This window comes from Embleya sp. NPDC001921, from assembly GCF_053594475.1.
Genome location: NZ_JBSFEO010000007.1, coordinates 16900 through 41711, shown reverse-complemented (window position 1 = coordinate 41711; position 24812 = coordinate 16900). Strand labels below are relative to the sequence as shown.

The 24812-nt window shown below is 71.1% G+C and carries 18 protein-coding genes; 9 read left to right on the top strand and 9 right to left on the bottom strand.

Annotated features, from left to right (window positions below):
* Positions 1-26 precede the first annotated feature (26 nt).
* From ACWCPW_RS10285 to mce, 6 genes are all read right to left on the bottom strand, one after another.
* Positions 27-1142, bottom strand: a complete 1116-nt coding sequence (locus tag ACWCPW_RS10285; RefSeq protein ID WP_449761137.1) for an ABC transporter ATP-binding protein — start codon at positions 1140-1142, stop codon at positions 27-29.
* Between the two features lie 160 nt (positions 1143-1302).
* Positions 1303-2763, bottom strand: a complete 1461-nt coding sequence (locus tag ACWCPW_RS10280; protein WP_449761136.1) for an AI-2E family transporter — start codon at positions 2761-2763, stop codon at positions 1303-1305.
* 184 nt (positions 2764-2947) lie between these two features.
* Positions 2948-3889, bottom strand: coding sequence for a coiled-coil domain-containing protein (locus ACWCPW_RS10275; RefSeq protein ID WP_020555437.1), 942 nt, complete (start codon positions 3887-3889; stop codon positions 2948-2950).
* 109 nt (positions 3890-3998) lie between these two features.
* Positions 3999-8606 carry a hypothetical protein gene (locus tag ACWCPW_RS10270; protein WP_449761135.1) on the bottom strand — a complete coding sequence of 1536 codons (4608 nt, stop codon included), beginning with the start codon at positions 8604-8606 and terminating at the stop codon, positions 3999-4001.
* A gap of 157 nt (positions 8607-8763) precedes the next feature.
* Positions 8764-10101, bottom strand: a complete 1338-nt coding sequence (gene ccrA, locus ACWCPW_RS10265) for a crotonyl-CoA carboxylase/reductase (RefSeq protein ID WP_449761134.1) — start codon at positions 10099-10101, stop codon at positions 8764-8766.
* Between the two features lie 256 nt (positions 10102-10357).
* Positions 10358-10798 carry a methylmalonyl-CoA epimerase gene (gene mce, locus ACWCPW_RS10260; RefSeq protein ID WP_449761336.1) on the bottom strand — a complete coding sequence of 147 codons (441 nt, stop codon included), beginning with the start codon at positions 10796-10798 and terminating at the stop codon, positions 10358-10360.
* A gap of 261 nt (positions 10799-11059) precedes the next feature.
* Between mce and ACWCPW_RS10255 the strand changes: the two genes are divergently transcribed.
* Together ACWCPW_RS10255 and meaB are read left to right on the top strand one after the other, a co-directional pair.
* A complete protein-coding gene (locus ACWCPW_RS10255; RefSeq protein ID WP_449761133.1) occupies positions 11060-12247 on the top strand; it encodes an acetyl-CoA C-acetyltransferase in 1188 nt (395 codons plus the stop codon).
* Positions 12248-12441: 194 nt separating this feature from the next.
* Positions 12442-13392 (top strand): methylmalonyl Co-A mutase-associated GTPase MeaB, encoded by a 951-nt coding sequence (meaB, locus tag ACWCPW_RS10250; RefSeq protein ID WP_449761132.1) that lies wholly within the window; start codon positions 12442-12444, stop codon positions 13390-13392.
* Positions 13393-13440: 48 nt separating this feature from the next.
* Here meaB and ACWCPW_RS10245 read toward each other — a convergent pair whose 3' ends face one another.
* Entirely contained in the window at positions 13441-13980 is a 540-nt protein-coding gene (locus tag ACWCPW_RS10245) for a MarR family winged helix-turn-helix transcriptional regulator (RefSeq protein WP_449761131.1), read from the bottom strand.
* 172 nt (positions 13981-14152) lie between these two features.
* On the opposite strand from ACWCPW_RS10245, the gene ACWCPW_RS10240 reads away from it, so the two are divergent.
* From ACWCPW_RS10240 to ACWCPW_RS10225, 4 genes are all read left to right on the top strand, one after another.
* Positions 14153-14701, top strand: coding sequence for a MarR family winged helix-turn-helix transcriptional regulator (locus tag ACWCPW_RS10240; protein ID WP_449761130.1), 549 nt, complete (start codon positions 14153-14155; stop codon positions 14699-14701).
* 200 nt (positions 14702-14901) lie between these two features.
* The gene (locus ACWCPW_RS10235; RefSeq protein ID WP_406298504.1) at positions 14902-15228 is read left to right on the top strand and encodes a DUF3817 domain-containing protein; all 327 of its coding nucleotides are present in this window, start codon (positions 14902-14904) and stop codon (positions 15226-15228) included.
* An 86-nt stretch (positions 15229-15314) separates the two neighbouring features.
* Positions 15315-15632: a DUF3817 domain-containing protein gene (locus tag ACWCPW_RS10230; RefSeq protein ID WP_449761129.1), complete on the top strand. Its 318-nt coding sequence runs from the start codon at positions 15315-15317 to the stop codon at positions 15630-15632.
* 246 nt (positions 15633-15878) lie between these two features.
* Complete coding sequence (locus tag ACWCPW_RS10225) at positions 15879-17495, top strand: acyl-CoA mutase large subunit family protein (RefSeq protein ID WP_449761335.1); 1617 nt, start codon at positions 15879-15881, stop codon at positions 17493-17495.
* Positions 17496-17619: 124 nt separating this feature from the next.
* Here ACWCPW_RS10225 and ACWCPW_RS10220 read toward each other — a convergent pair whose 3' ends face one another.
* Positions 17620-18261, bottom strand: a complete 642-nt coding sequence (locus tag ACWCPW_RS10220; RefSeq protein WP_449761128.1) for a TetR/AcrR family transcriptional regulator — start codon at positions 18259-18261, stop codon at positions 17620-17622.
* Positions 18262-18553: 292 nt separating this feature from the next.
* Here ACWCPW_RS10220 and ACWCPW_RS10215 point away from each other — a divergent pair, with 292 nt between their 5' ends.
* The 3 genes from ACWCPW_RS10215 to ACWCPW_RS10205 all read left to right on the top strand — a co-directional run bounded on the left by ACWCPW_RS10215 (position 18554) and on the right by ACWCPW_RS10205 (position 22418).
* Entirely contained in the window at positions 18554-19507 is a 954-nt protein-coding gene (locus tag ACWCPW_RS10215; RefSeq protein WP_449761127.1) for a tetratricopeptide repeat protein, read from the top strand.
* A gap of 456 nt (positions 19508-19963) precedes the next feature.
* Entirely contained in the window at positions 19964-20599 is a 636-nt protein-coding gene (locus ACWCPW_RS10210; protein WP_449761126.1) for a DUF6230 family protein, read from the top strand.
* 76 nt (positions 20600-20675) lie between these two features.
* Positions 20676-22418 (top strand): DUF6114 domain-containing protein, encoded by a 1743-nt coding sequence (locus tag ACWCPW_RS10205; RefSeq protein WP_449761125.1) that lies wholly within the window; start codon positions 20676-20678, stop codon positions 22416-22418.
* A 76-nt stretch (positions 22419-22494) separates the two neighbouring features.
* Here ACWCPW_RS10205 and glgB read toward each other — a convergent pair whose 3' ends face one another.
* On the bottom strand, positions 22495-24774 hold the full coding sequence (gene glgB / locus ACWCPW_RS10200) for a 1,4-alpha-glucan branching protein GlgB (protein WP_449761124.1): 2280 nt from the start codon (positions 24772-24774) through the stop codon (positions 22495-22497).
* Between the last annotated feature and the right edge of the window lie 38 nt (positions 24775-24812).

Genomic DNA, 24812 nt, shown 5'->3' with positions numbered 1-24812 from the left:
GGGGGCGGAGTGTTCTGCGCCATCGCTCAGCCCTCGCTTCCGTTGGACTGCGGCTTGGACAGGGACGGGGCGCCGGCGGGCGGCGCCCCGGCGGGGACTCCCCACGGCGCGCCGGGCGCGCCCTGCTGCGGTGGATAACCGGCCGGGCCGGCGAACTGCGGAGCGCCCTGCTGTGGATAACCGGGCGGCGGTGCCATCCCGGGCGGACCCCATCCGGGCGGCGGACCGCCCGGCAGCCCGGCGCGGTACTCCACGCTGTGCTGGGTCATCCGCATGTAGACCTCTTCGAGCGAGTCGAAGCGCGGCGACAGCTCGTGCAGCGCGATGCCGTGCTCGGCGGCGAGGTCGCCGATCACCGTCGGGGGCAGCTCGTGCACGCGGAACGAACCGGGCACCGCCTGGTCTGGGGTGATCGTCGCCCCCTTGCCCTGGAGCAGCGGCTTGAGCCGGTCCACCTGCGGCGAGCGCACCACGGTGAAGGACTGCGAGTTGGTCTCGATGAAGTCGCGCATCGAGGTGTCGGCGATCATCCGCCCCTGACCGATCACGATCAGGTGGTCGGCGGTCACCTCCATCTCGCTCATCAGGTGGCTGGAGACGAACACGGTGCGACCCTCGGAAGCGAGCTGCTTCATCAGGTTCCGGATCCACAGGATGCCCTCGGGGTCGAGCCCGTTGACCGGCTCGTCGAACATCAGGATGCCGGGGTCGCCCAACAGCGCCGAGGCGATGCCCAGCCGCTGGCCCATGCCGAGCGAGAAGCCGCCCGCGCGCTTCCTGGCGACCTGCGTCAGGCCGACCATCCCCAGGACCTCGTCCACCCGGCGATTGGGGATGCCGTTGCTCTGCGCGAGGCACAGCAGGTGGTTGTACGCGGTACGGCCGCCGTGCATCGCCTTGGCGTCCAGCAGCGCGCCCATCTCCCGCAGCGGGGCCTGGACGCGGTCGTACGGGCGGCCGTTGACCGTGACGTTGCCGCCGGTCGGCGTGTCCAGCCCGAGGATCATCCGCATGGTGGTCGATTTGCCGGCACCGTTGGGGCCGAGGAAGCCGGTCACCGAGCCCGGACGCACCTGGAAGGAAAGCTGATCCACCGCCAGCTTGTTTCCGTAGCGTTTGGTGAGCCCTCTCGCTTCGATCATCTGTTGCCGCACTCCCAGGATGGTTTCGGTGCATGAATCTGTCGAGGGTCCGAGCTTAGGGCGAATCGCCGCCGAGCACGGCCGCCGCGCGTCGGGCCCGCGTTGGGTCACGAGTTCGAGGGAAGTCCCGCAGCATCATTCTCGAGGATGATTGACAAGCTCACGCTTGATCCTGTCGAGGTGTGACCACTTCACGAAGTATGAGCAGTACGGCGGCCGCGATCGGAATCGCGAGCAGTGCCCCGGTCACCCCGAGCAGCGCGCCGCCGACCAGCGCCGCGATCACCGTGATCGCCGGCGGTACGTTCACCGCGCGGTTCATCACCCGCGGATAGATCAGGTAGTTCTCGAACTGCTGATAGGCCAGGAAGAAGATCACGCAGGTGAGCGCCTTGCCGGGGGAGTCGAAGAAGACCACGATCGACACCACCGCGGCGCCGATGGTGGCGCCGATCATCGGGATCAGGTCGGTGAACGCGATCACCAGGGCCAATGGCAGCGCGTAGTCGTTGCCCAGGACCATCAGGAAGATGAACGAGCACAGACCCGCGCAACTGGCCACGATCAGCGCGCCGTTCACATACCCGCCGATACCCGACAGGATCTCGTCGCCGAGCAGCCGCACCCGCGGTCGGCGCGACTTCGGGAACAGGTTGTACAGGTGCTCCTTGATGCTGGGCAGCGCGCCCAGGAAGTACAGCGTCAGCACGATCACGGTGAGCGTGTCGAACACCGAGGTCAGCACCATCTTGCCGAAGCCCCAGAGCCCGCCCGCCACGTTCTCCGCGGTCTTGGCGTTGGCCGCCCAGTCCTTGGCCCGGGTGACGATGTCGTACTTCTCGTCGAGCTGCCGGAATCTCTCGTTGTTGCGCAGCTCGGTGAGGCTGTCGGGGATCGAGTTGATCAGGTTCGAGGTCTGCTCGACCAGGGGCTGGGCGATCGCGGTGACGAAGCCCGCGGCCACGATCACGAAGCCGAGCGCGACCGCGCACACCGCCCAGCGCCGGGGCAGGCCGCGACGCTCCAGCCGTTCGACGAACGGGTTCAGGCCCGCGGCCAGGAAGAACGAGATCAGGATGACGATCAGGACGTGCTGGATGCCCATCACGGCCTGGGCCAGGAACCACGCGGTGATCAGACCGAGTCCGCCGATGAAGCCGATGTAGAACGGCGACGACCGATGCAACGGCCGGCCCGGATCGCCGAATCGCGAGCCGATCCCGGTCCACGGCTCGACCGTGGTCGAGCCCGAGCCCGACTCCGAGGCGGGTGTCGAGGCCGGCGTCGAAGCGGACGCCGAGGCCTTGTCGTCGGCCGGGGCCGGCACGGAGGTCCCGGCGTCGTCGTCGCCGGCCGGGGCCGCCGGGCCCGACGCGCCGTCGGCCGAGCCGGGCCGCGTCGACACGACCTGGGCGGGCACCCGCGCGGGCGCCGGTTCGTCGACCGAAGTCCTCGGCGCGGTCCCGGGCTTGCCCGGATCGGCAGGCGCCGCCGCGTCCGCACCGGCCGCGGGTGGCGCGTCGGGAGCGGCGCCGCCCGCCCCCGCACTCGGATCCGGGGCGGTGCCGCCGGCGGGCGCCCCCGATCTGCGCCGCGGCCAGATGTTGCCCAGTCGACCCATGCCCCGTTGCTCCTCGTCCACCAGTTCGGACCCGCCGACCCGGCGCAGCGCGCGCGATCGACGCGCCCCGAGATCGCGTCATGAAAATGCGGCCGGGCGGCGGGCGGGTCCTCGTGGAACCCGTCCGCCGCCCGGCCGCCGAAACCGGCCGCTACGGCCCGTACCGATGCCCCCCGAGAAGGGGTCAGCGGCTCTGCTGTGCCGGCACACCCGGCATCTTGTCGTCGTCGTCATCGATGCTCACACCCGCGGCGGCGACGGCCGCGCCGGTGAGGGTCGCCAGCATCTCGCGCACGTTGGTGAGCTGCGCGTTGATGCTGTCCCGACGGTGGGTCAGCGCGGCCAGCTCGCGCTCGGACTCCGAGCGGATCCGGTCGGCCTTGGCACGCGCGTCGGCGACGATGTCGTCGGCCTGGCGCTGCGCCGTCTCGATCGTCTGACGCGAACGACGCTCGGCGTCGGTACGCAGCTTCTCCGCCTCCAGGCGCAGTTGCTCGGCCCGGTGCTCGACCTCGGACAGGCGCTTCTCGGCCTTGGCCTGACGGGCCGCCAGGTCACGCTCGGACTGCTCGCGGCGCTTGGCCAGGTTGGTCTCGAAGTCCGCGGCGGCCTGGGCGGCCTTGGCCCGGGTCTCCTCGAAGAGGGCCTCGGCCTCCTCGCGCTTGGCCGACGCGTCCTTGGCCGCCTCGCCACGAAGCTGCGCGGCGTCGCTCTTGGCCTTGTCGAGGATCCGCGAACCCTCGTCCTCGGCCTTGGCCTTGCGCTCCTTGCCGTACTGCTCGGCGTCGGAACGCACCTGCTGCGCGGCGGCCTCGGCCAACTCGCGGTGCTGATCGGCGGCGCGGCGGGCCTCCTCGCGCAGGTCCTTGGCCTCTTCCTCGGCGAGGCGGAGGATCTTCTCCACCCGGGCGCCGAGACCGGCGTAGGAGGGTTCGGCGTCGGCGAGTTGGGCCTGCGCGTTCTGGCTTTCGAGGTGCAGTTCCTCGATCCGCTTCTCCAGCGCCGAGATCCTCGCGAGCGCGCTGTCACGGTCCGACACGAGCTTCGTGATGCGGTCGTCAACCTGCGAACGCTCGTACCCACGGCGGACGATGTCGAAGCCGTGCGGAGAGTTAGTGTCGCTCATGGGGTTCCTGTCGTATGACGGGTGCGGTGAATGAGGTGACGGGTGGAATCCTGGCACGAATCGGGCGGAGCATCGACCTGACCGGGGGATAAGAACCGGCCGGCATCGCTCAATCGGATGACGACGAACCGGCACCCTTCGCCGCGGGGCCCTTGCCCGACGAGGAGTTGCCCTTGCCGGAGGCGAGGCCCGCGGGAGCGGCGAGCGCGTCCAACACGCCCTGCACACGCGACATCTCGGCGGTGATGTCCTTGCGCCTGCGGTTCAACTCGTCGAGTTTGCGCTGTCCGTCGGCGCGATGACGGTCGGCGTCCTTGCGCGCCTCGGTGCGCAGTCGCTCCGCCTCCTTCCGCGCCTCGTCGAGAACCTTCTCGGCATCCGCGGCGGTCTTGCGACGGACCGCCTGCGCCTCCCGCTGGGCGGCGGCCACCTGTTCGGCCACCTTCGCCCGCAGGTCGTCCGCGCCCTTCTGGGCGTCGGCGAGACGCTGTTCCGCTTCCGAGAGCAACGCCTCGGCCTTCTTCACCGCGGCAATCCGTACCCTATCCGCCTCGGAACCGGCCTTGTCACGAATCCGCTCGGCTTCCTCCGCCGCGACCACCTTCATCTTCTCGGCGTCCACGCGGGCCTCGCTCACCTGTTCCTCGGCGGCGGCGACCAGGTCGTCGACCCGCTTGCCGGCCTGCTTCAGGCCCTCCGCGGCCTGCCGGCGGGCGCGCTCGACGACCTGCTCGGCCTCCTTGTCGGAGCGCTCGCGGGTGGCGGTGGTGTCCCGGCGGGTCTCGCTGATCATCGCGTCCGAGTCCCCGCGCGCCTTCTCTATCACCGCGGTCGCCTCGGTGCGCAGTCGTTCGTCCTCGGCCTCGGCCTCGGCGATCAGGCGGCTCGCCGCCTCGTTCGCCTCGTTGACGCGCTGCTCGGCCTTGCGCTCGGCCGCGCCGACGATCTCGGTGGCCCGGCCCTTGGCCCGGATCAGCAGATCCTCGGCCTCGTTGGCGGCCCGGTCCAGCTCGGCGCGGGCCTGCTCGCGCAGCGCGGTCGCGGCCTCCTCGGCCTCGCGCAGCTCCTTGTTCGCCGCTTCCCGTCCGGCCGTTCGGGTCTTCTCGGCCTCCCGGTCGGAGTCGGACTTCATCCGCTCGGCGTGCTTGCGCGCCGCGGTGACCGTGGCGTCCGCCTCCGCACGGGCCCGCACCAGCGTGGTCTCGGCGTCGTCGCGGGCCTTGGTCAGGTCGCGTTCGGCGAGCGCGGTGAGCCGGTCCGACTCCTCGCGGGCGGCGTCCTCGATGCCCACCACCGCCGCGCGTACCGCCTCGGCCTCGGCCTGGGCCTCGGCCACCGCGCGCGCGGCGTCCTCCTTGGCCAGCCGGGCCTGCGTGGTCGCACTCTCCAGCAGATCGGTGCCGCGCGCCTCGGCCTTCTCCAGCAACTCGCGCGCCCGCGCCTTGGTGCGATCGCGCAGTTCGGCCGCCTCGTCGCGGGCCTCCTCCAGCGCCTGCGCGCCCTGGGTGCGCAGCCGGGCCGCCTCGGCCTCGGCCTCCTCGCGCATCCGGGCGGAGTCGGTGTCGGCCTGCTCCAACTGGGTCAGCGCCGCGGTCTCCGCCTCGCCGCGCATGCGCTCGGACTCCGCCGTCGCCTCCGCCAGCGCGGCGGCCGCCTCCTCGCGCAGCGTGCCCGCGTCCCGGTTCGCCGAGGCCAGCGTCGCGGTCGCCTCGGTGTGCAGGCGCTGCGCCTCGGTCCGCGCGGCGTCCAGCGCCTCGGCGGCCTCGGTGCGCAGGGTGCGGGCCGCGGTCTCGGCCTCGGTGCGCAACTGTTCCGCGTCGCGTTCGGCCCGCTCCAGCAGCGCCCGGGCGGCGGTCTGCGCCTCGGACCGGGCCCGGTCCGCGTCGGTCTCGCCCTGCGCCAGGGTCGCCTCCGCGTCGGACCTGGCCGCGGCCAGCGCGGCGGTCGCCTCCTGGCGCAGCGTGCGCGCCTCGCCGTCGGCCTGCTCGAGGATGCCGAGCGCGGTCTCCTCGCCCTCGGCGCGCACCCGCGCGGCGTCCGACTCGGCCCTGTCCAGCGCGGCGCGCACGGTGGCGGCGGTCTCGGTGCGCAGCGTGCGCGCGGCCTCCTCCGCCTCGGTGCGCATGCGCTCGGCCTCGGCGTGTGCCTGCTCCAGCACCGAACGCGCGGTCTCGGTGGTCTCCTCGCGCAGCGTCCGGGCGGCCGTCTCGGCCTCGGTGCGCATGCGCTCGGCCTCCGCGTCGGCCTGTTCCAGCACGGAGCGCGCGGTATTGGTGGTCTTCTCGCGCAGCGCCTGTGCGGCGGTCTCGGCCTCGGTGCGCATCCGGGTCGCGTCCGCGTCCGCGTCGGCCACCAGCGTGCGGGCCTGTTCGGTGCTCTCCTCGCGCAGCGCGCGGGCCGCGGTCTCCGCCGCCTCGCGTACCGCCAGCGCCGCGGCCTCGGTCTCCTCACGCAGCGTGCGCGACTCGGTCTCCGCCTCCTCGCGCATCGAGGCCGCGTCCCGGCGGGCGGCCGAGCGCATCCCGTCCGCCTCCTCGCGGGAGTCGGTGAGGACCTTCTCGGCCTCCTCGCGGGCCTTGCCGATCAGTTCGTCGGCCTTGACCGCGGCCGACTGGGTGCGCGCGCCGGCCTCGGCGCGGGCCTGCTCCATGGTGGCCTGGGCGTCCGCCCGGGCCCGCTCCAGCGCGCTTTCCGCGTCGGCGGCGGACTGTTCGGCGCGGGCCCGCAGTTCCTCGGTGCGGGTGCGCAGCTCGGCGGTCCGGCGCTCGGCCTCCGCGCGCATCGCCTCGGCGCGCGCCACCGCCTGATCGCGCAGTTCGGTCGCGGCCCGCTCGGCCGAGCGGATCAGCTCCTCGGCCGCGCGGGAGGCGTCGGCACCGGCCTTCTGGGCCTCGGCGCGGGCCTTGGCCACCAGTTCCTCGGCCTCGGCGTGCGCGCGGCCGGCGTTCTCCGCCGCCTCGGTGCGCACCCGCTCGGCCTCGGCCCGGGCCGCCTCGACGCGTTCCGCCGCCTGCGCGCTCGACTCCTCGCGCAGTTGCTCGGCGGCTGCCGCGGCCTCGGCGCGCAGGCTCTGCGCCTCGTCCTGGGCGCGCTGCAACTCCTCGACGGCCTCGGCCTGTTGGCGCTGGGTCAGCTCGCGCAGGCGGTGCGTGTCGGCGACCGCCTTCTCGCGCAGCTTGCCGGTGTCGGCGCGGGCCGCCTCCAGCAGTTCCTCGGCGCTCTCGGCGGCCTTGGCGCGCAACTGCTCCGCGTACTCGCGGGCCTCGTTCGCCAGTCGATCGCTCGACTCGCGGGTGCGCGTCTCCACCGCCTCGGCGTCGGCCTGCGCGCGGGCGCGCAACTCGTCCGCCTCGGTGCGGGCCTCGCCCTGTACCCGCTCCGCCTCGGACCGGGACTTGGCCATCAGGTCGTCCGCGGCGCGGGCGGCGGTCTCCAGGCGCTCGGCGGCGCCGGCCTCGGCGTTGGTGAGCAACTGCTGTGCCTCGCCGCGCAGTCGGTCCACCTCCTGCCGGCGGCGTTCGATCTCCGCGCGCGCCCCGGCCTCCAACTCGTCGACCCGGGCCAGGGTTTCCTCGCGGGCGCTGTCCAACTCGGCGCGGGTGTCCGTGCGCAGCGTCTCGGCCTCGGTGCGCGCCTCGTCGCGCAGCCGGTCGGCCTCGGCGAGTGCCTCGGCGCGCAGCCGCTCGGCGGCGGCGCGGGCCTCGGCGGCGATCTTGTCCGCCTCGGCGCGGGCCTTGCCCACGTGTGCCTCGGCCTCGCCGGCGGCCTTGCCGAGCTTCTCGCTCACCTCGGCCTCGGCGCCCTGGAGCAGGCGCTGGGCCTCGGCCTGGCGGCGGTCCGCCTCGCCGGCCGCCTCGGCGCGCAGGCGCTCGATCTCGAGCTGGGCGGATTCGAGCAGTTTCGCGGTGTTCTCGGAGGCGCCCTGGGCCCGGGCGCCGGCCTCGCCGGTGACCCGCTCGGCCTCGGAGCGCGCCTCGCCGATGATCCGGGCGGCCTCGACCCGGGCGTCGCCGACCAGGCTCTCCGCGCGGGTACGGGTCTCGGTGCGCAACTGCTCGGACTGGTCCACGGCCGCGCTCGCCCGGGCCTTGGCCTCGGCGATCACCCGGTCCGCGTCGCCCTGTGCGCGGGAGAGCAGCGATTCGACCTCGGCGCGGGTGCTCTCACTGGTGCCGGCGGCCTGCTCGCGCGCGGCGGCGGCGATCCGCTCGGCCTCGGCGCGGGCGTTGTCCACGAGTTGGCGCGAGCGCTCCTCGGCCTGCGCGCGCAACTGCTCGGCCCACGCGACGTTCTCGTTGACCCGGGTCTCGGTGGCCTGGCGGGCCTGGGCCAGTTCCTCGTCCAGGCGCCGGCGGCGCTCCATCACCTCGGCCTGCCAGTCGGCCTCCAGCCGGGCGGAGCGCGCGGCGGCCTCCTGGAGCAGGCGCTGCGTGGTCGCGCGCGACTCCTGCAGTTCGCGCTCGGCGTCCGCGCGGACCTGATCGGCCTGCAACTGGGCGTTGCGCAGCATCTGCTCGGCCTGGCCGCCGATGCTGTCGAATCGGGGCGTGGCGAGTTGGCGGCGAAGGTCATGCAGCTTCGCGCGGAGAACCTCGACCTGATAGCCGAGGTCCTCCGCGTGTGCGACGGTGTCGTCGCGCTCCTTCTTCAGCCGCTTGATCTCGTCGTCGAGTACTTCGAGGTGCTCGTCAACTTGGTAGCGGTCGTAGCCCCGCACTGTGGGGTCCCACTCCATCCCCTGGCCGCGTACGTTTCAGTACTGCATATCGGCCGTTTCCGACCGGTTGGTGACGACGCGACCCCGTATGTACATCCGGAACCGCCCGTACCGCATTGACTACCAGGGAGAATGGTCTCAGATCCAGGGACCGCCGTCAGACGTTACGAAAGCGGTTGATGGCGTCGATATGCCGCGATCGCATCTCGGCGTCCCGAACCCCCAGGCCCTCCTCCGGTGCGAGACACAGTACGCCCACCTTGCCCTGGTGCAGGTTCCGGTGGACGTCCCGGGCCGCTTGGCCGGTCTCTTCCAGAGCGTAGGTGCGCGACAACGTCGGGTGAATCTTACCCTTGGCCACCAGACGGTTCGCCTCCCACGCCTCCCGGTAATTGGCGAAGTGCGAGCCGACGATGCGCTTCAGGCTCATCCACAGATAACGGTTGTCGTACTCGTGCATGTAACCCGACGTCGACGCGCAGGTCACGATGGTGCCGCCCTTGCGGGTGACGTACACGGACGCGCCGAAGGTCTCCCGGCCCGGGTGCTCGAAGACGATGTCCACGTCCTCACCGCCGGTGAGTTCGCGGATGCGCTTGCCGAACCGGTTCCACTCGCGCGGGTCCTGGGTGCGCTCGTCCTTCCAGAACCGGAAGTCCTCGGCCCGGCGGTCGATCACCAGCTCGGCGCCCATGTCCCGGCACAGTTGCGCCTTGTCCTCGGAGGACACCACGCAGATCGGCGTCGCGCCGCCGGCGAGGGCGAACTGGGTCGCGTACGAACCCAGGCCGCCGGAGGCGCCCCAGATCAGCACGTTGTCGCCCTGCTTCATGCCCGCGCCGTTGCGCGAGACGAGCTGGCGGTACGCCGTCGAGTTGACCAGGCCCGGCGAGGCGGCCTCTTCCCACGACAGGTGTGCCGGCTTGGGCATCAACTGGTTGCTCTTGACCAGGGCCAGGTGCGCGAGACCGCCGAAGTTGGTCTCGAAGCCCCAGATCCGCTGCTCGGGGTCGAGCATCGTGTCCGCGTGCCCGTCCGCGCTCTCCAGCTCGACCGACAGGCAGTGCGCGACCACCTCGTCGCCGGGCTTCCAGGCGTTCACGCCCGCGCCGGTGCGCAGCACGACGCCCGCGAGGTCGGAGCCGACCACGTGGTAGGGCAGGTCGTGCCGCTTGGTCAGCTCCGAGTTGCGGCCGTACTTCTCCAGGAAGCGGAACGTGGAGATCGGCTCGAAGAGCGAGGTCCACACGGTGTTGTAGTTGATCGCACTGGCCATCACGGCGACGAGGGCTTCGCCGGGGCCGAGTTCGGGCAGCGGCACGTCTTCGACGTGCAGCGACTGACGCGGATCCTTGTCCCGCGATTCCATACCCTCGAACATCGTCTCCTCGTCCTTGTGGACGGTGACGGCGCGGTACGAGTCGGGAAGCGGGAGCGCTGCGTACGCCTCCTTGGGGGTGTCCCCCGCGAGGATGGCGTCGAGGATCTCCTTCATCGTCGGCCTCCATGGGTCGGCGGTTGAAGCATGAGACAACATGAGGGATTGCTGAACTTCACTGAACTTACCCGCCGGTAACGTTAGGCGGTCGGCACAAACCCGACAAGAGGCGGAGTCGCAGGAACTCCGCCACTCGTTTGACGATGTGTCGGTTCACGAGAGGTGGCGAGGGGTCTCGTGCGGATGCACGAGAGGGCGCCGGGACCGGGCGCGGATGGCGCGGGCCGGGCGCTCGGCGCGGTGACGCGGGCGGTCAGTGCTCCGCGGCGGGGTTCGCGGCCGAGGTCACCAGCTCGGTGAGCACACCGTGACAGTCCTTGGGGTGCAGGAAGGTGATGCGCGAGCCCATGGAACCACGGCGCGGCTCTTCGTACAGCACCCGCACGCCCTTGTCCTTGATCGCGGCCGCGTCGGCGTCCACGTCGGCGGTGCCGAAGGCGATGTGGTGCACGCCCTCGCCGTTCTTGGCGAGCCACTTCGCGACGGTGGAGTCCTCGCGGATGGGCTCCAGGAGCTGGAGGTAGGACGCTCCGCCGTCCGAGGTCTCGTTGATCTTGAGCATCGCCTCGCGGACGCCCTGCTCCTCGTTGACCTCGGTGTGGAAGACCTCGAAGCCGTAGGTGGCCCGGTAGAAGGCCACCGTCTCGTCGAGGTTGTGGCAGGCGATGCCGATGTGGTCGATACGTGTGAGCACCATGGCCTCCAAAGGCCTCTGGGAAGTACCCGGGTTACCTGCGGGTAGATACCCGGTCCGTCGAAACGAGACTATGGGTGAGAGCACACCCGGTATGGGTGGCCCGAGATGGTGGGTTCCGTCACATCGGAGCCCCCTGCCGTGGTCGCGGCCCTTGCGGGTAGGTTCCGAAACAACCTCACGTCCGTCGCGGGGATGCCGCACGTCGCCCGGGCCGCCTGGCGATGGCACCCCGACCATCAAGTTGTGGAGGCCACCCTCATGGCCGGTTCTGTCATCGTCGCCGGGGCCCGCACCCCCATGGGCCGTCTGCTCGGATCCCTCAAGGGCTTCTCCGGCACCGACCTCGGCGCCATCGCGATCAAGTCCGCGCTCGAGCGCGCGGGCATCACCGGGGACCAGGTCCAGTACGTGATCATGGGTCAGGTGCTCCAGGCCGGCGCCGGGCAGATGCCCGCCCGGCAGGCGTCGGTGAAGGCCGGCATCCCGATGAACGTGCCCTCGCTCACGATCAACAAGGTCTGTCTCTCCGGCCTGGACGCGATCGCGCTGGCAGACCAGCTCATCCGCGCCGGCGAGTTCGACATCGTGGTCGCGGGCGGCATGGAGTCGATGACCAACGCCCCGCACCTGCTGCCGAAATCCCGTGAGGGCTTCAAGTACGGCGCGGTCGAGATGCTCGACGCGATGGCCTACGACGGCCTGACCGACGCGTTCGAGAACATCCCGATGGGCGAGTCGACCGAGCACCACAACGGCAAGCTCGACATCTCCCGCCGGGAGCAGGACGAGGTGGCCGCGCTGTCGCACCAGCGGGCCGCCGCCGCCGCGAAGAACGGGGTCTTCGACGCCGAGATCGTGCCGGTGCAGATCCCGCAGCGGCGCGGCGAGCCGGTCGTGTTCGCCACCGACGAGGGGGTCCGCCCGGACACCACCGCGGAGTCGCTGGGCAAGCTGCGGCCGGCGTTCACCAAGGACGGCACCATCACCGCGGGGTCGGCCTCGCAGATCTCCGACGGCGCCGCCGCCGTCGTGGTGATGAGCAAGGCCAAGGCCCGCGAGCTGGGTCTGGAGTGGCTGGCCGAGATCGGCGCGCACGGCAACGTCGCGGGCCCGGACAACTCGCTCCAGTCGCAGCCCTCGAACGCGATCAAGCACGCGCTGGGTAAGCAGGGCCTGACCGTCGACGACCTGGACCTGATCGAGATCAACGAGGCGTTCGCCGCGGTGGCCGTGCAGTCGATGCGCGACCTCGGGGTGGGCACCGACAAGGTCAACGTCAACGGCGGCGCGATCGCGCTGGGCCACCCGATCGGGATGTCCGGCGCCCGCGTGGTGCTGCACCTGGCGCTCGAGCTCAAGCGGCGCGGCGGCGGCACCGGCGCGGCGGCGCTGTGCGGCGGCGGCGGCCAGGGCGACGCGCTGATCCTGACGGTCCCGGGCAACTGAGGCCACCGGTCGCCGTGACGCGTGCGGGCGCGGCCGGGGGCCGAGGCGACACGGGCGACCGGGCGGTTCACGATGCCCTACCCACCTGAAACGATCTCGGAGTCGCGTGGCCCGCACCCCGGTGTGCGGCCGCGCCGACTCCGGGGTCGTTTCGGCATATCCGAGCAGGGAAGCGGTGGCGCATGAGGTCGGGGATGGATGTCGCGACGTTGGTGGCCCAGGCCCGGGAGGGTCGGCCCCGGGCGGTCGCCCGGTTGATCTCGCTGGTCGAGGACGCGTCGCCGAAGCTGCGCGAGGTGATGGCCGCGCTCGCGCCGTTGGCCGGCAACGCGTACGTGATCGGGCTGACCGGATCGCCCGGCGTGGGCAAGTCGACGTCCACCACCGCGCTGGTGAGCGCCTACCGCAGGCTGGGCCGGCGGGTCGGGGTGCTCGCGGTTGACCCGTCCTCGCCGTTCTCCGGCGGCGCGCTGTTGGGAGACCGGGTGCGGATGCAGGACCACGCGACCGACCCCGGGGTGTACATCCGCTCGATGGCCTCGCGCGGGCATCTGGGCGGGCTGTCCTGGTCCACCCCGCAGGCGCTGCGCGTGCTGGACGCGGCGGGCTGTGACGTGGTGATCGTGGAGACCGTCGGCGTGGGCCAGTCGGAGGTGGAGATCGCCTCGATGGCGGACAGCACGGTGGTGCTGCTCGCGCCCGGGATGGGGGACGGGATCCAGGCGGCCAAGGCCGGGATCCTGGAGATCGGCGACCTGTACGTGGTCAACAAGGCGGACCGGGACGGCGCGGCGACCACGGCGCGCGAACTCGGGCACATGTTGTCGCTGGGCGAGGCGCGCGGGCCGGGGGGCTGGCGTCCGCCGATCGTCAAGACGGTGGCCTCGCGCGGCGAGGGCGTGGACGAGGTGGTCGAGGCGCTGGAGAAGCACCGCGCCTGGATGGAGGCCGGTGGCGAGTTGACCCGGCGCCGACGGCGCCGGGTGGCCGACGAGGTCGAGGCGATCGCGGTCACCGCGCTGCGGTCGCGGATCGGCGACCTGCCGGGGGGCCGGCGGCTCGACGCGCTCGCGGCGCGGGTGCTCGCGGGGGATCTGGATCCCTACGCCGCCGCGGACGAGTTGATCGCGGGGCTGGGGGCCTGAGGTCGGCCTCGGCTCGTCGTGGTGCGGGCCGACCTCGGCTTGTCGTCCTCAAACGCCGGACGGGCCGGATGCGGCGCCGTTCCCGGCTCGGGGGCGGCTCAGGGACGGGCAGACCGTGGTGCGGGCGGCCGGGCGCAGCTTTTCGGCCACCGCGCCGAACGCCTCGCCGACGATCCGCTTCTGGTCGGCGGTCATCACGTCCATCAGGTGCGTGCGGACGCTCTCCACATGGGTGGGCGCCGCGGCCTCGAGTACGCGCCAACCCTGGTCGGTCAGCACCGCGAAGGCGCCGCGCCGGTCGGTCGGACAGTTGCGGCGCGCGACCAGGCCGGCGTTCTCCATCCGGGTCATCTGGTGCGAGAGCCGGCTCTTGGACTGCTGGGTCGCCTCGGCGAGATCGCTCAGCCGTACCTCCCGGTCCGGGTGCTCGGAGAGCTGGACCAGAATCTGGTAGTCGTGCAGGGACAACCCGTGCTCGCGCTGGAGCTCGCGCTCCAAGCGCGGCGGCAGCATGTTGATCACCGCGATGATCTGGCGCCACACGCACTGGTCTTCATCGCTCAGCCACCTGGGCTCGGCTTCGGTCATGTAACGAGAATACCGAAGATAGTTGAAACTTGAATGACCTGTTGGTTGCGCGCGGGTCCGCGGCGCGCCGCGCGGGCGGCGGTGCGATCGGCGCCCGCGCATACATGCGGGGGTATGCGCAAGACGTGAGACGGCCACGTGACCGATGGGTAACCTCCACTACGCTCGGCCCGTGCCGAAGCCACTGAATCTCCCCTTCGATCCGATCACGCGTGCCGACGAGCACTGGCGAGAGCGCTGGGGGGAGTGCCCGCCGATGGTCGCGATCACCTCGATCATGCGCGCCCAGCAGATCCTGCTCGCGGGCGCCGACGCGGTGCTCAAGCCGTACGGGCTGACCTTCGCCCGCTACGAGGCACTGGTACTGCTCACCTTCAGCCGGACCGGCTCGCTGCCGCTGTCCCGGATCGGCGAGCGGCTGATGGTCCATCCCACGAGTGTGACCAACACGATCGACCGCCTGGAGCAGGCCGAGTTGGTCGCCCGCCGGCCCAACCCGCGCGACGGGCGGGGGGTGCTCGCGGTGATCACGGACAAGGGCCGCGACGTCACCGAGCGGGCCACCCGGGACCTGACCGCGCGCGAGTTCGGTCTCGGCGCGTACACCCCCGAGCAGTGTGCCCAGCTCTTCGACCTGCTGCGGGTGTTGCGGGTGGACGCGGGCGACTTCCACGTCGAGGAGGCGCCGGCCGGGACCGAGGCGGCATCGGCGCAGGCGTAGCAGGCGTAGCAGGCGCGGCAGGGCGGCAGGGCGGCAGGCGCCGGTCGATCCGGTGCGCGGCACGGCGAGCGCTCGGCGGGCACATATCGGTGGGGAGGGGGCGGATTCGGGGACCCCGGTGCCGGCGACGTAAGCTGCATGCGCCATTGTGAAAAGCGGTCGTCGAGGTCGTCGATGCCGCCGTTACCGAAGGTGCCGCCGTGAAGCCTGTCGTATTGACCCGCTACCGGGTGATGGCCTGGATCACCGGGTGCATGCTCCTGGTCCTGTGCCTGTGCATGGTCCTGAAGTACGGGTTCGACACGGGCGAGAAGGCGACGCTGTACGTCAGCCAGGCCCACGGCTTGTTGTTCATGATCTACCTCGTCGTCACCTTCGACCTCAGCAGCAAGATGAAGTGGAAGTTCGAGCGCATGCTGCTGATGATGGTCGCCGGCACGATCCCGCTCGCGTCGTTCTACGCCGAGCGCAAGGCCGTCGAGGCGGTCCGGGAGCGCGAGCCCGCCACGGCCGCCGCCACCGCCTGAGCCGTTCGCCCCCTCCGAGGCCGGCCCGGCATGTGCCGGTCGGCTCGCGTCAGCCCGTTTCGCACCCGCTTCCCCCGAGGATCCCCATGCTTTCCACCGCTGTCGGCCGCTTCAAGGTGATCTCCATCGCCGAGGGCACGTCGTTCCTGCTCCTGCTCGTCTTCGGTTCGCTGCTGAGCCGGATCTCGGACATCAACCTGGTCATGCCGCTGGGCCTGCTGCACGCGGTCATGTTCATCCTGTACCTGCTGGCCATGATGGACGTGCGGACCAAGCTGTCGTGGGACAACAAGACCACCCTGCTGGCGTTCATCGCGGCGATCCCGCCGTTCGGCCCGTTCGTCTTCGACCGCAAGATGAAGCACAAGCTGGTCGAGCCGACCGCCGCGCCCGCCACCGCCTGAGCGGTCGCCGCCACCGGGCCGCGCGTGCCCGGCTTCGAGTGCTTCCCGAGCCCCCGACGTCCCGTCGGGGGCTTTGGCGTTTTCGGGATCGTGGACATTTACTAGGACGTCCTAGTAATTTTCTCGTGCCGCGCGGGAATGGGTCCTACGACGACGGCAGCGGACAGGAGCCACGTGAACACCGAGGACATCGAAGCGGGTCGGCGGCGCTGGCAGGACCGGTACGACAAGGTCCGCAACGACGGGATGCGCCGCACCACGCTCTCCGAACTCGAGGTAGAGCCGGTCTACGGGCCGCCGGCCGATCAGCCCTACGAGGGCTTCGAACGGATCGGCTGGCCGGGCGAATTTCCCTACACCCGCGGCCTGTACCCGACCGGCTATCGCGGGCGGGCGTGGACCATCCGGCAGTTCGCCGGCTTCGGCAACGCCGAACAGACCAACGAGCGCTACCGGATGATCCTGGCGAACGGCGGCGGCGGGCTCTCGGTCGCGTTCGACATGCCGACCCTGATGGGCCGCGACAGCGACGACGAGCGTTCGCTCGGCGAGGTCGGCCACTGCGGCGTCGCGGTGGACTCGGCGGCCGACATGGACGTGCTCTTCCGCGACATCCCGCTCGGCGACGTGACCACGTCGATGACCATCTCGGGCCCGGCGGTGCCGGCGTTCTGCATGTACCTGGTGGCGGCCGAGCGCCAGGGCGTGGACATCGGCACGCTCAACGGCACGCTGCAGACCGACATCTTCAAGGAGTACATCGCGCAGAAGGAGTGGCTGTTCGCTCCCGAGCCGCACCTGCGGCTGATCGGTGACCTGATGGAGTACTGCGCCGCCGAGATCCCGGCGTACAAGCCGCTCTCGGTGTCCGGCTACCACATCCGCGAGGCCGGCGCGACGGCCGCGCAGGAGCTCGCGTACACGCTGGCCAACGGCTTCGGCTACGTCGAGCTGGGGCTGTCGCGCGGCATGGACGTGGACGTGTTCGCGCCGGGCCTGTCGTTCTTCTTCGACGCGCACGTGGACTTCTTCGAGGAGATCGCCAAGTTCCGCGCGGCGCGCCGGATCTGGGCGCGGTGGATGCGCGACGTGTACGGCGCCAAGACCGCGAAGGCGCAATGGCTGCGCTTCCACACCCAGACGGCCGGCGTCTCGCTGACCGCGCAGCAGCCGTACAACAACGTGGTGCGCACCGCGGTCGAGGCGCTCGCGGCGGTGCTCGGCGGCACCAACTCGCTGCACACCAACGCGCTGGACGAGACGCTCGCGCTGCCCAGCGAGCAGGCCGCGGAGATCGCGCTGCGCACCCAGCAGGTGCTGATGGAGGAGACCGGGGTCGCGGCGGTGGCCGATCCGCTGGGCGGGTCGTGGTACGTCGAGGCGCTCACGGATCGGCTGGAGGCGGAGGCGGAGGCGACGTTCGCGCGGATCCGCGAGCTGGGCGAGACGTCGCCGCACCCGATCGGGCCGATGACGTCGGGCATCCTGCGCGGCATCGAGGACGGGTGGTTCACCGGGGAGATCGCCGAATCCGCGTTCCGCTACCAGCGGGCGGTGGAGAAGGGCGACAAGCGGGTGGTCGGGGTCAACTGCCACGAGGGCTCGGTGACGGGTGATCTGGAGATCATGCGGGTCAGCCACGAGGTGGAGCGCGATCAGGTCTCCACGCTGGGGTCGCGGCGGGGCGCGCGCGATCAGGCCGCGGTCGACGCGGCTCTGGGTGCGATGCGGGTTGCCGCGCGGGGCTCGGTGAACCTGGTGCCGCCGATGTTGGCGGCGGCTCGGGTGGAGGCGACGCTCGGGGAGATCTGTGACGTTCTTCGGGAGGAGTGGGGGACGTACACGGAGCCGGCGCGGTTCTGATGTTGGTGGGCTCGCCTTCGGCCTCGCTGTGGCCTCAGGCGCCGGCCGGGCTGGTTGGCCTCAAACGCCGGCCGGGCTGGATCGAGTTCGGCTTGCGTCGGACGTTGGGGTGGCTGGGTTGGCCTCAAACGCCGGCCGGGCTGATCGGCTCGGGGCCGGTGGGTAGGAGGCCGGTGACCACGAAGGTGGTGAAGCGCTGGACCCAGGCGTCGGAGGCGGGTTCGGCGCTCACCAGGACGTGTTGGACCACTGTGCCGGCGATGACGTCGAAGATCAGGTCCACGTCTATGTCGCCCGGGGCGGAGATCTCGCCTCGGGCCTTGGCCCGCGCGCGGCCCTCGACGACGAGGCGCTTTTGCGGGTCGACGACCTCTTCGCGGATGCGCCGGCGCAGGGCCGGGTCGCTGGTGGAGTCGGCGACCAGGCCCATCAGGGCGGTGCGCATCTCCGGGCGGCCCAGGAGCGCGGCGAACCGGCGGACCACGTCCTCGATGTCCGCGCGCAGGTCCGGACCCTGGTCCGGCAGGTCGAGGGTGTCGAGCATCTCGGCGACCGCGGCGATGGCCAGGTCGTGCTTGGAGTGCCAGCGGCGGTACAGCGTGGTCTTGGCCACGCCCGCGCGCGCGGCCACGTCGCCCATGGTCAGGCCCGCCCAGCCGCCGTCGGCCAGCAGTGCTCGCGCCGCGTCCAGGATCGCGTCGTCCGCGGTGGCGCTGCGTGGGCGTCCCTTGCGCTGTAGGGGCGGCCCCGCCGATTCGTCGTACACGGGCGGTCATGTTACCGGCTGGTACGGTGCGGGGCGGTGGCGCAACTCACATCCGCCATTCCCGATCCCGTGGTCGCGTTCCCCCCGGCGCTCCCCTTACGCTACGAGCCGTAGCGAATCGCGGTGCCTGGATGGGGATTCGAGCACACGATCGCGACTGACGACCTGTCAAGGGTCGTCGTCCGTCCCGGGGCCCGCATCCTGCGGGGACCGGGACGCGACGAGGCTTCGAACGTGCGCCGGTGGGTCGCCCCGTGCATCGTTCGGCTTGCTCTCGGGGGAAGATGTCTACATGCAGCCACGGAACATGTCCATGCGCGGAGTAGTCGACCTCGGCGCGGTCAAGGCCGCCGCCGACAACGCCGCCAAACGTGCGGCCGCGCCGGCCGGGAAGCCCGCCGCCGCGTCCGGTGCCCAACGGGTCGTCATCGACGTCACCGAGGCCACCTTCGAGACCGATGTGCTCGCGCTCTCCCAACAGGCCCCCGTCGTGATCGACTTCTGGGCCGAGTGGTGCCAGCCGTGCAAACAGCTGAGCCCGCTGCTGGAGCGCCTGGCCGAGGAGTACGCCGGCCGCTTCGTGCTCGCCAAGATCGATGTGGACGCGAATCCGCGCCTGGCCCAGGAGTTCGGCATCCAGGGCATTCCCGCCGTGATGGCGGTCGTCGGTGGCCAGCTCGCGCCGCTGTTCCAGGGCGTGGTGCCCGAGGCGCAGGCGCGGCAGGTGCTGGACCAGCTCGTCCAGCTCGGCGAGGAGCGGTTCGGCCTGACCGGCATCACGGTCGACGGTGAGCCCGCCGGGGCCCCCGTCGAGGAAGAGGAGGAGCCCGCCGGCGACCCGCTGCTCGCGGCGGCCGACGAGGCGCTGGAGCTCGGTGATCTGGACGGCGCGGCGCAGGCGTTCCGCAACGTGCTCTCCGACCACCCCGCGCACGCCGAGGCCAAGCTCGGCCTGATCAACACCGAACTCCTGCGGCGTACCCAGGAGGTGGACGCGGAGAAGGCCCGCGCGGACGCCGCCGAGCACCCGGACGACGTCGCGGCGCAGACGCTCGCGGCCGACCTGGACATCCTGGACGGCCGGGCGGACGAGGCCTTCGCGCGGCTTGTGGAGACCGTGCGGCGGACCTCGGGCGAGGAGCGCAACACGGCGCGACTGCACCTGCTCGACCTGTTCGAGATCGTCGGCGCGGACGACCCGAGGGTGCCCAAGGCGCGGATGGCCCTTGCGGGCGTGCTCTTCTGATTCTGCGTCAGCGCTCGCTTTGTCGATGAAGCCCCGGTCGTTCTCGTGGTCGAGAACGATCGGGGCTTCGTCTTTACCCATCTTTGACTCAGGGCCGTTTCCCTAGCCCTCCGTGGCATTTGGTGATCTCCGTGTGATCCGTTAACGGACTTTCGGCACGAAATCGGATCACCCGACGTCGGTGTCGATACCGCGCTGTGATCCGGTGGCCGGTGTCCTTCGAAGGTCCGCGTTACTCGCCGGTAACGAACCTCTTGTGTGCCGACCCGGTCGTGAAAGATGATCGGGCCGCTCGATCCGTGTCCCATTCGCCCCGGCAGCCGGTCGGTGGCTCGGACGCGGACCTCCCCATCCAGGCCGTGCCGGTCCGTCCCAGGACAGGCAGGCCCTCCCTCCATGCCCCGCCACGTGCGGCCCTGGTCCGCATGAGGAGGGGACTCTGTCCCGAGGAGGACCATGGACAAGAAGGTTCAGGCGGGTAGTGGCAAGACCCGCTGGAAGCGATTCGGCATCGTGCTCGTCCCGGTCGCGGCGATGACCGTCGGTATGTTCGCGGGTGTCGCGAACGGTGCCATTCCGGTCGACATCGCGGTGTCCGGGGGAAGCTTCAAGGTCAGCGCCGCGGAGCTGCAGGCGAACGAGTTCTCCCAGTACGGCAACTTCGTCAAGAGCCCGGGTGGCCAGAAGCCGGTGGCCGTGGCCGCGATCGGCGACGCCAAGATCACCAAGCTGTGCCAGTCGGTCGAGGTCCCGGGCATCGGCGTGGTCCTGCGCATCGAGGCGGGTGGCGACGGTTCGCCGGCGACCGCGAAGAACATGACACTCGCGATGGACGCGCTCGACGGTGACGCCGAGTTCGAGAACATCGACATCGGTGTCGACGCTTCCCGGATGGCCAAGGGCACCGCGGATTCGCCGTGGGCCAAGGGTCCGGCCGCCATCGGCAACGGTGCGCCGGGCATGTTCGGCCAGCAGGCGACCAAGGCCACGTTCACCAACGTCAAGCAGTCGGCCTGGCTGGTCACGGCCACCAACTTCAAGCTCAACGGCCTGCACCTGAAGGTCGGCGGCAAGGACAAGGTCTGTTTCTGATGTGTCGTCGGCCGCGAGCGGGCCTCCCGCTCGCGGCCGATCCGCCATATCGGAGCAACACCTCAGGGAGTGATTCGTGACCGCAGCACAGCCGCAGCCCAACGCGCTCGTGCGCCGGTGGCGGGCGTTCGGGAGGTGGCGGCGCGTTCGGCCGTTCTGGGCCGGGCTGTTCACCATGCTGGCCGCCGGGCCCATCCTCTGGGCGCCGTACGCGTCGCTCAAGGCCGGCGACGTGACCGTCCAGCTCAAGCAACACAGCGGCATCTCGGCGCTGTTCATCGGCGTGATCCTGATCATGCTCGGCATCGCCACCTGGCTCAATCCGAAGGTGCGGATCTACCTCGGCGTCTTCACCATCATCGTGTCGCTGGTGTCCTTCATCGTGGCCACCTTCGGCGGCTTCGGGCTGGGCATGTTGTTCGGTCTGATCGGCGGGATGCTCGCGGTGTCGTGGGCGTACGCCGAACCGCCCGGCGACGCGGAGGAGGCCGAGTCCTCGGCCGACGACGACCGGGACGGCGACGACGACGGACGGCCCGGGCCGAACGGGGACGACCACGACGACACCCTCGTCGAGGACGGCTTCCTGGCCCAGGCGCTCGGTGGGAAGGCCCCCGATGCCTCGGGGGAAGCACCCACCGGGCCGGTGACGACCGACCGGCCCGGTGAACCCTCAAGGGCGATGACCTCGCCCCGCGTCGCGCTGACCGCGATCGTCACCGCGATGGTCGGTGTGGTGGGCGTGGTGGGCATCGCCCACGCGTCCCCCAGCGATCCGCTGCCGGACAACCCGTACGCGGACGGGCCGTGCGTACCCGCGAGTGCCGCGGCCTCGACGAGTGCGTCGAGTTCGGCGTCGGCTTCGCCGGCCACGTCGAGCGCGGCGCCGAGTGCCGGCAAGTCGTCGACCTCGGCGCCCGCCGGCAAGGCGGCTCAGCCGATGACGGCGCGGGGCCCGGCGGGCGAAGGCACGCCCGTCGTGCCGACGCCGGCGCGGAGCACGGCGGCGCCGACGACCAAGGCGCCGGAGTTCAAGCTGCCCGAGCCGAAACTGCCCGAGCTCAAGCTGCCCGAGTTGAACCTGCCCGGGTTGCCCGGACTCGGACTGCCCGGGATCAAGCTGCCGTCCGCGGCGTCGTCCGCTCCGGCTGCTCCGGCTGCTCCGGCTGCTCCGGAGGTCCCGGCGGCCCCGGTCGCACCGGTCGGCTCGGCGTCGACCACATCGACGGCGTCCGCGAAGCCTTCGGTCAAGTCCTCGGTCAAACCCTCGACGACGTCGGCCAAGCTGTCGGCCACGTCGTCCTCGGCCGTGCCGAAGGACGGCAAGTCGCCCTTCCCGTGCCCGGTGCAGGGACCCGTGAACGCCAAGAGCGCCGGCGGGCTCCCGCCGGTCGCGGTGGACCCGCTGGTCCTGAAGTCCAGCCTGCTGGCCATGGCCGGACTGAACTACGAGGGCGTGGTCAAGGTGAAGACGCACACCGGAGCCGAGGAGAACGCGCTCAAGTTCACCGTGTCCAAGGGCATCGACATCTGGAACATGTCGATGACGGTGAAGGAGGAGGGCGGCAAGGACATCGTCATCTCGTCCGACGAGGGCAGCAAGTCCTGGATGGACGCGGACATCCCGACGACGATGTACGTGAAGTACCTCAAGGGCAACATCTTCGGGATCGTCCCGATCACGTTCACGCCCGAGAGCCCGCCGCCGATCAACATCCCGGTCGTGTTCTTCACGAACGTGGAGAGCTCGATGTACGCCCAGTTGGGTGGCAGGCTGCACATCCCCGGCTACGGCATCAACAAGGCCGGGATCAAGTAGTGCGCCGGCCGGCGCGCCACGCGACGCGCCCCGGGACCCACGTGGTCCCGGGGCGCGTCGCGTGCCGTGTCCCGTGCTATTCGGGCACGAACCACACCGTGGCCAGCGGGGGCAGCGTCATCGTCGCCGAGGCCGGGCGGCCGTGCCACTCCGCCTCCTCGGCGGTGATCTCGCCCTGGTTCCCGACGTTGGCGCCGCCGTAGTCGCCGGCGTCGGTGTTGAGCACCTCGCGCCAGCGGCCCGCGTGCGGCAGGCCCACCCGGAAGCCCTCACGGACCACCGGGGAGAAGTTGCACACGCAGACCAACTGCTCGCCGGCCGCGCCGATCCGGATGAAGGACAGCACGTTGGACGCCGCGTCGCCGCCGTCGATCCAGGAGAAGCCCTCCGGCCGGGTGTCCTGGGTCCACAGCGCGGACCTGCCCCGGTACACCGTGTTCAGGTCGCGGACCAGCCGCTGCACGCCCTGGTGTTCGGCGTGGTCGAGCAGCCACCAGTCCAAACCCCGCGCCTCGGACCACTCCGCGCCGTGGCCGAACTCCGAGCCCATGAACAACAACTGCTTGCCCGGATGGGCCCACATGAAGGCGAGATAGGCGCGCACGTTGGCCATCTGCTGCCAGCGGTCGCCCGGCATCTTGTCCACCAGCGAGCGCTTGCCGTGCACGACCTCGTCGTGGCTGATCGGCAGGATGTAGTTCTCGCTCCAGGCGTACATCAGCGAGAAGGTGATCTCGTTGTGGTGGTGTTGGCGGTGGATCGGCTCCTTCTGGATGTACTCCAGCGAGTCGTGCATCCACCCCATGTTCCACTTGAAGCCGAAGCCGAGCCCGCCGCCGTCGGTGGGGCGGGTCACCCCGTCCCACGCGGTGGACTCTTCGGCGATGGTCAACACCCCCGGAACCCGCCGGTACAGCGTCGCGTTCATCTCCTGGAGGAAGGCCACCGCGTCCAGGTTCTCCCGGCCGCCGTGCTGGTTAGGCGCCCACTGACCGTGCTCGCGCGAGTAGTCCAGGTAGAGCATCGAGGCGACCGCGTCCACCCGCAGGCCGTCGATGTGGAACTCCTCGCACCAATAGACCGCGTTGGCGACCAGGAAGTTGCGCACCTCGTGCCGACCGTAGTCGAAGACCAGCGTGCCCCAGTCCGGGTGTTCGCCCCGGCGCGGATCCGGGTGCTCGTACAGCGGCGTGCCGTCGAACCGGGCCAGGGCCCACGCGTCCTTGGGAAAGTGCGCCGGCACCCAGTCCACCAGCACGCCGATGCCCGCGCGGTGCAGCGCGTCGACGAGGTGGCGGAACTCGTCGGGGCTGCCGAAGCGCGACGTGGGCGCGTAGTACGAGGACACCTGGTAACCCCACGACGGCCCGTACGGGTGTTCGGCCACCGGTAGCAGTTCGACGTGGGTGAAGCCCATCTCGGTGACGTAGGCGGGCAACTGCTCGGCGAGTTCGAGGTAGCTCAGGCCCGGCCGCCACGAGCCCAGGTGGATCTCGTACACGCTCATCGCCGAGGTGTGGTGGGTGACCTCGGCGCGCTTTTCCAACCACTCCTTGTCCGCCCAGGAGTAGGTGGAGGTGTGCACGACCGACGCGGTGGAGGGCGGCAGTTCGGTGGCGAAGGCCAGCGGGTCGGCCTTTTGCCGGGACACCCCGTCGCGGCCGAGGATCTCGTACTTGTACTTGGTGCCGTCGCCGACGTCGGGAACGAACAGCTCCCAGACCCCGGACGAGCCGAGCGAGCGCATCGGGTGCGCGATGCCGTCCCAGTAGTTGAAGTCGCCGACCACCCGCACACCGCGCGCGTTCGGCGCCCAGACCGCGAAGGAGGTGCCGGCGACCGGCCCGTTCGCGGTCTCGAAGGAGCGCACGTGCGCGCCGAGCACCTCCCACAGCCGCTCGTGTCGACCCTCGGAGATCAGGTGCAGGTCGAACTCGCCCAGGGTGGGCAGGAACCGGTACGGGTCGTCGGTGTGCAGCTCGGTGCCCTCGTAGCGGACCTCGAGCCGGTAGTCGGGCACCGTCGAGCCGGGCAGCAGGCCGGTGAACAGGCCCTCGGCCTCATGGGTCAGCTCGACCCGGTGCTCGCCGGTGACCACGATCACCTCGCGGGCCCACGGCCGCAGCACCCGCACCACCACGCCGTCGACACCGGGCACGTCCGGGTGCGGGCCGAGCAGCCCGTGCGGATCGTGATGGCCGCCGTCGATCAGACGGCGCAACTCGTCGGCGGCCAGCGGCGGCACCACCGGGGTGCCGGCCGGGCGGGTGCGGTTGCGCGTGCCCCGACGCGGGGCGGGACGGCCGGCGACCCCGCCGCCCTCGGATGACGCGGTGCTGTGCGGACGGGCCGTCACGGATGGGACCTCCTGAGACGTGGGTGCTGAAACGGAAT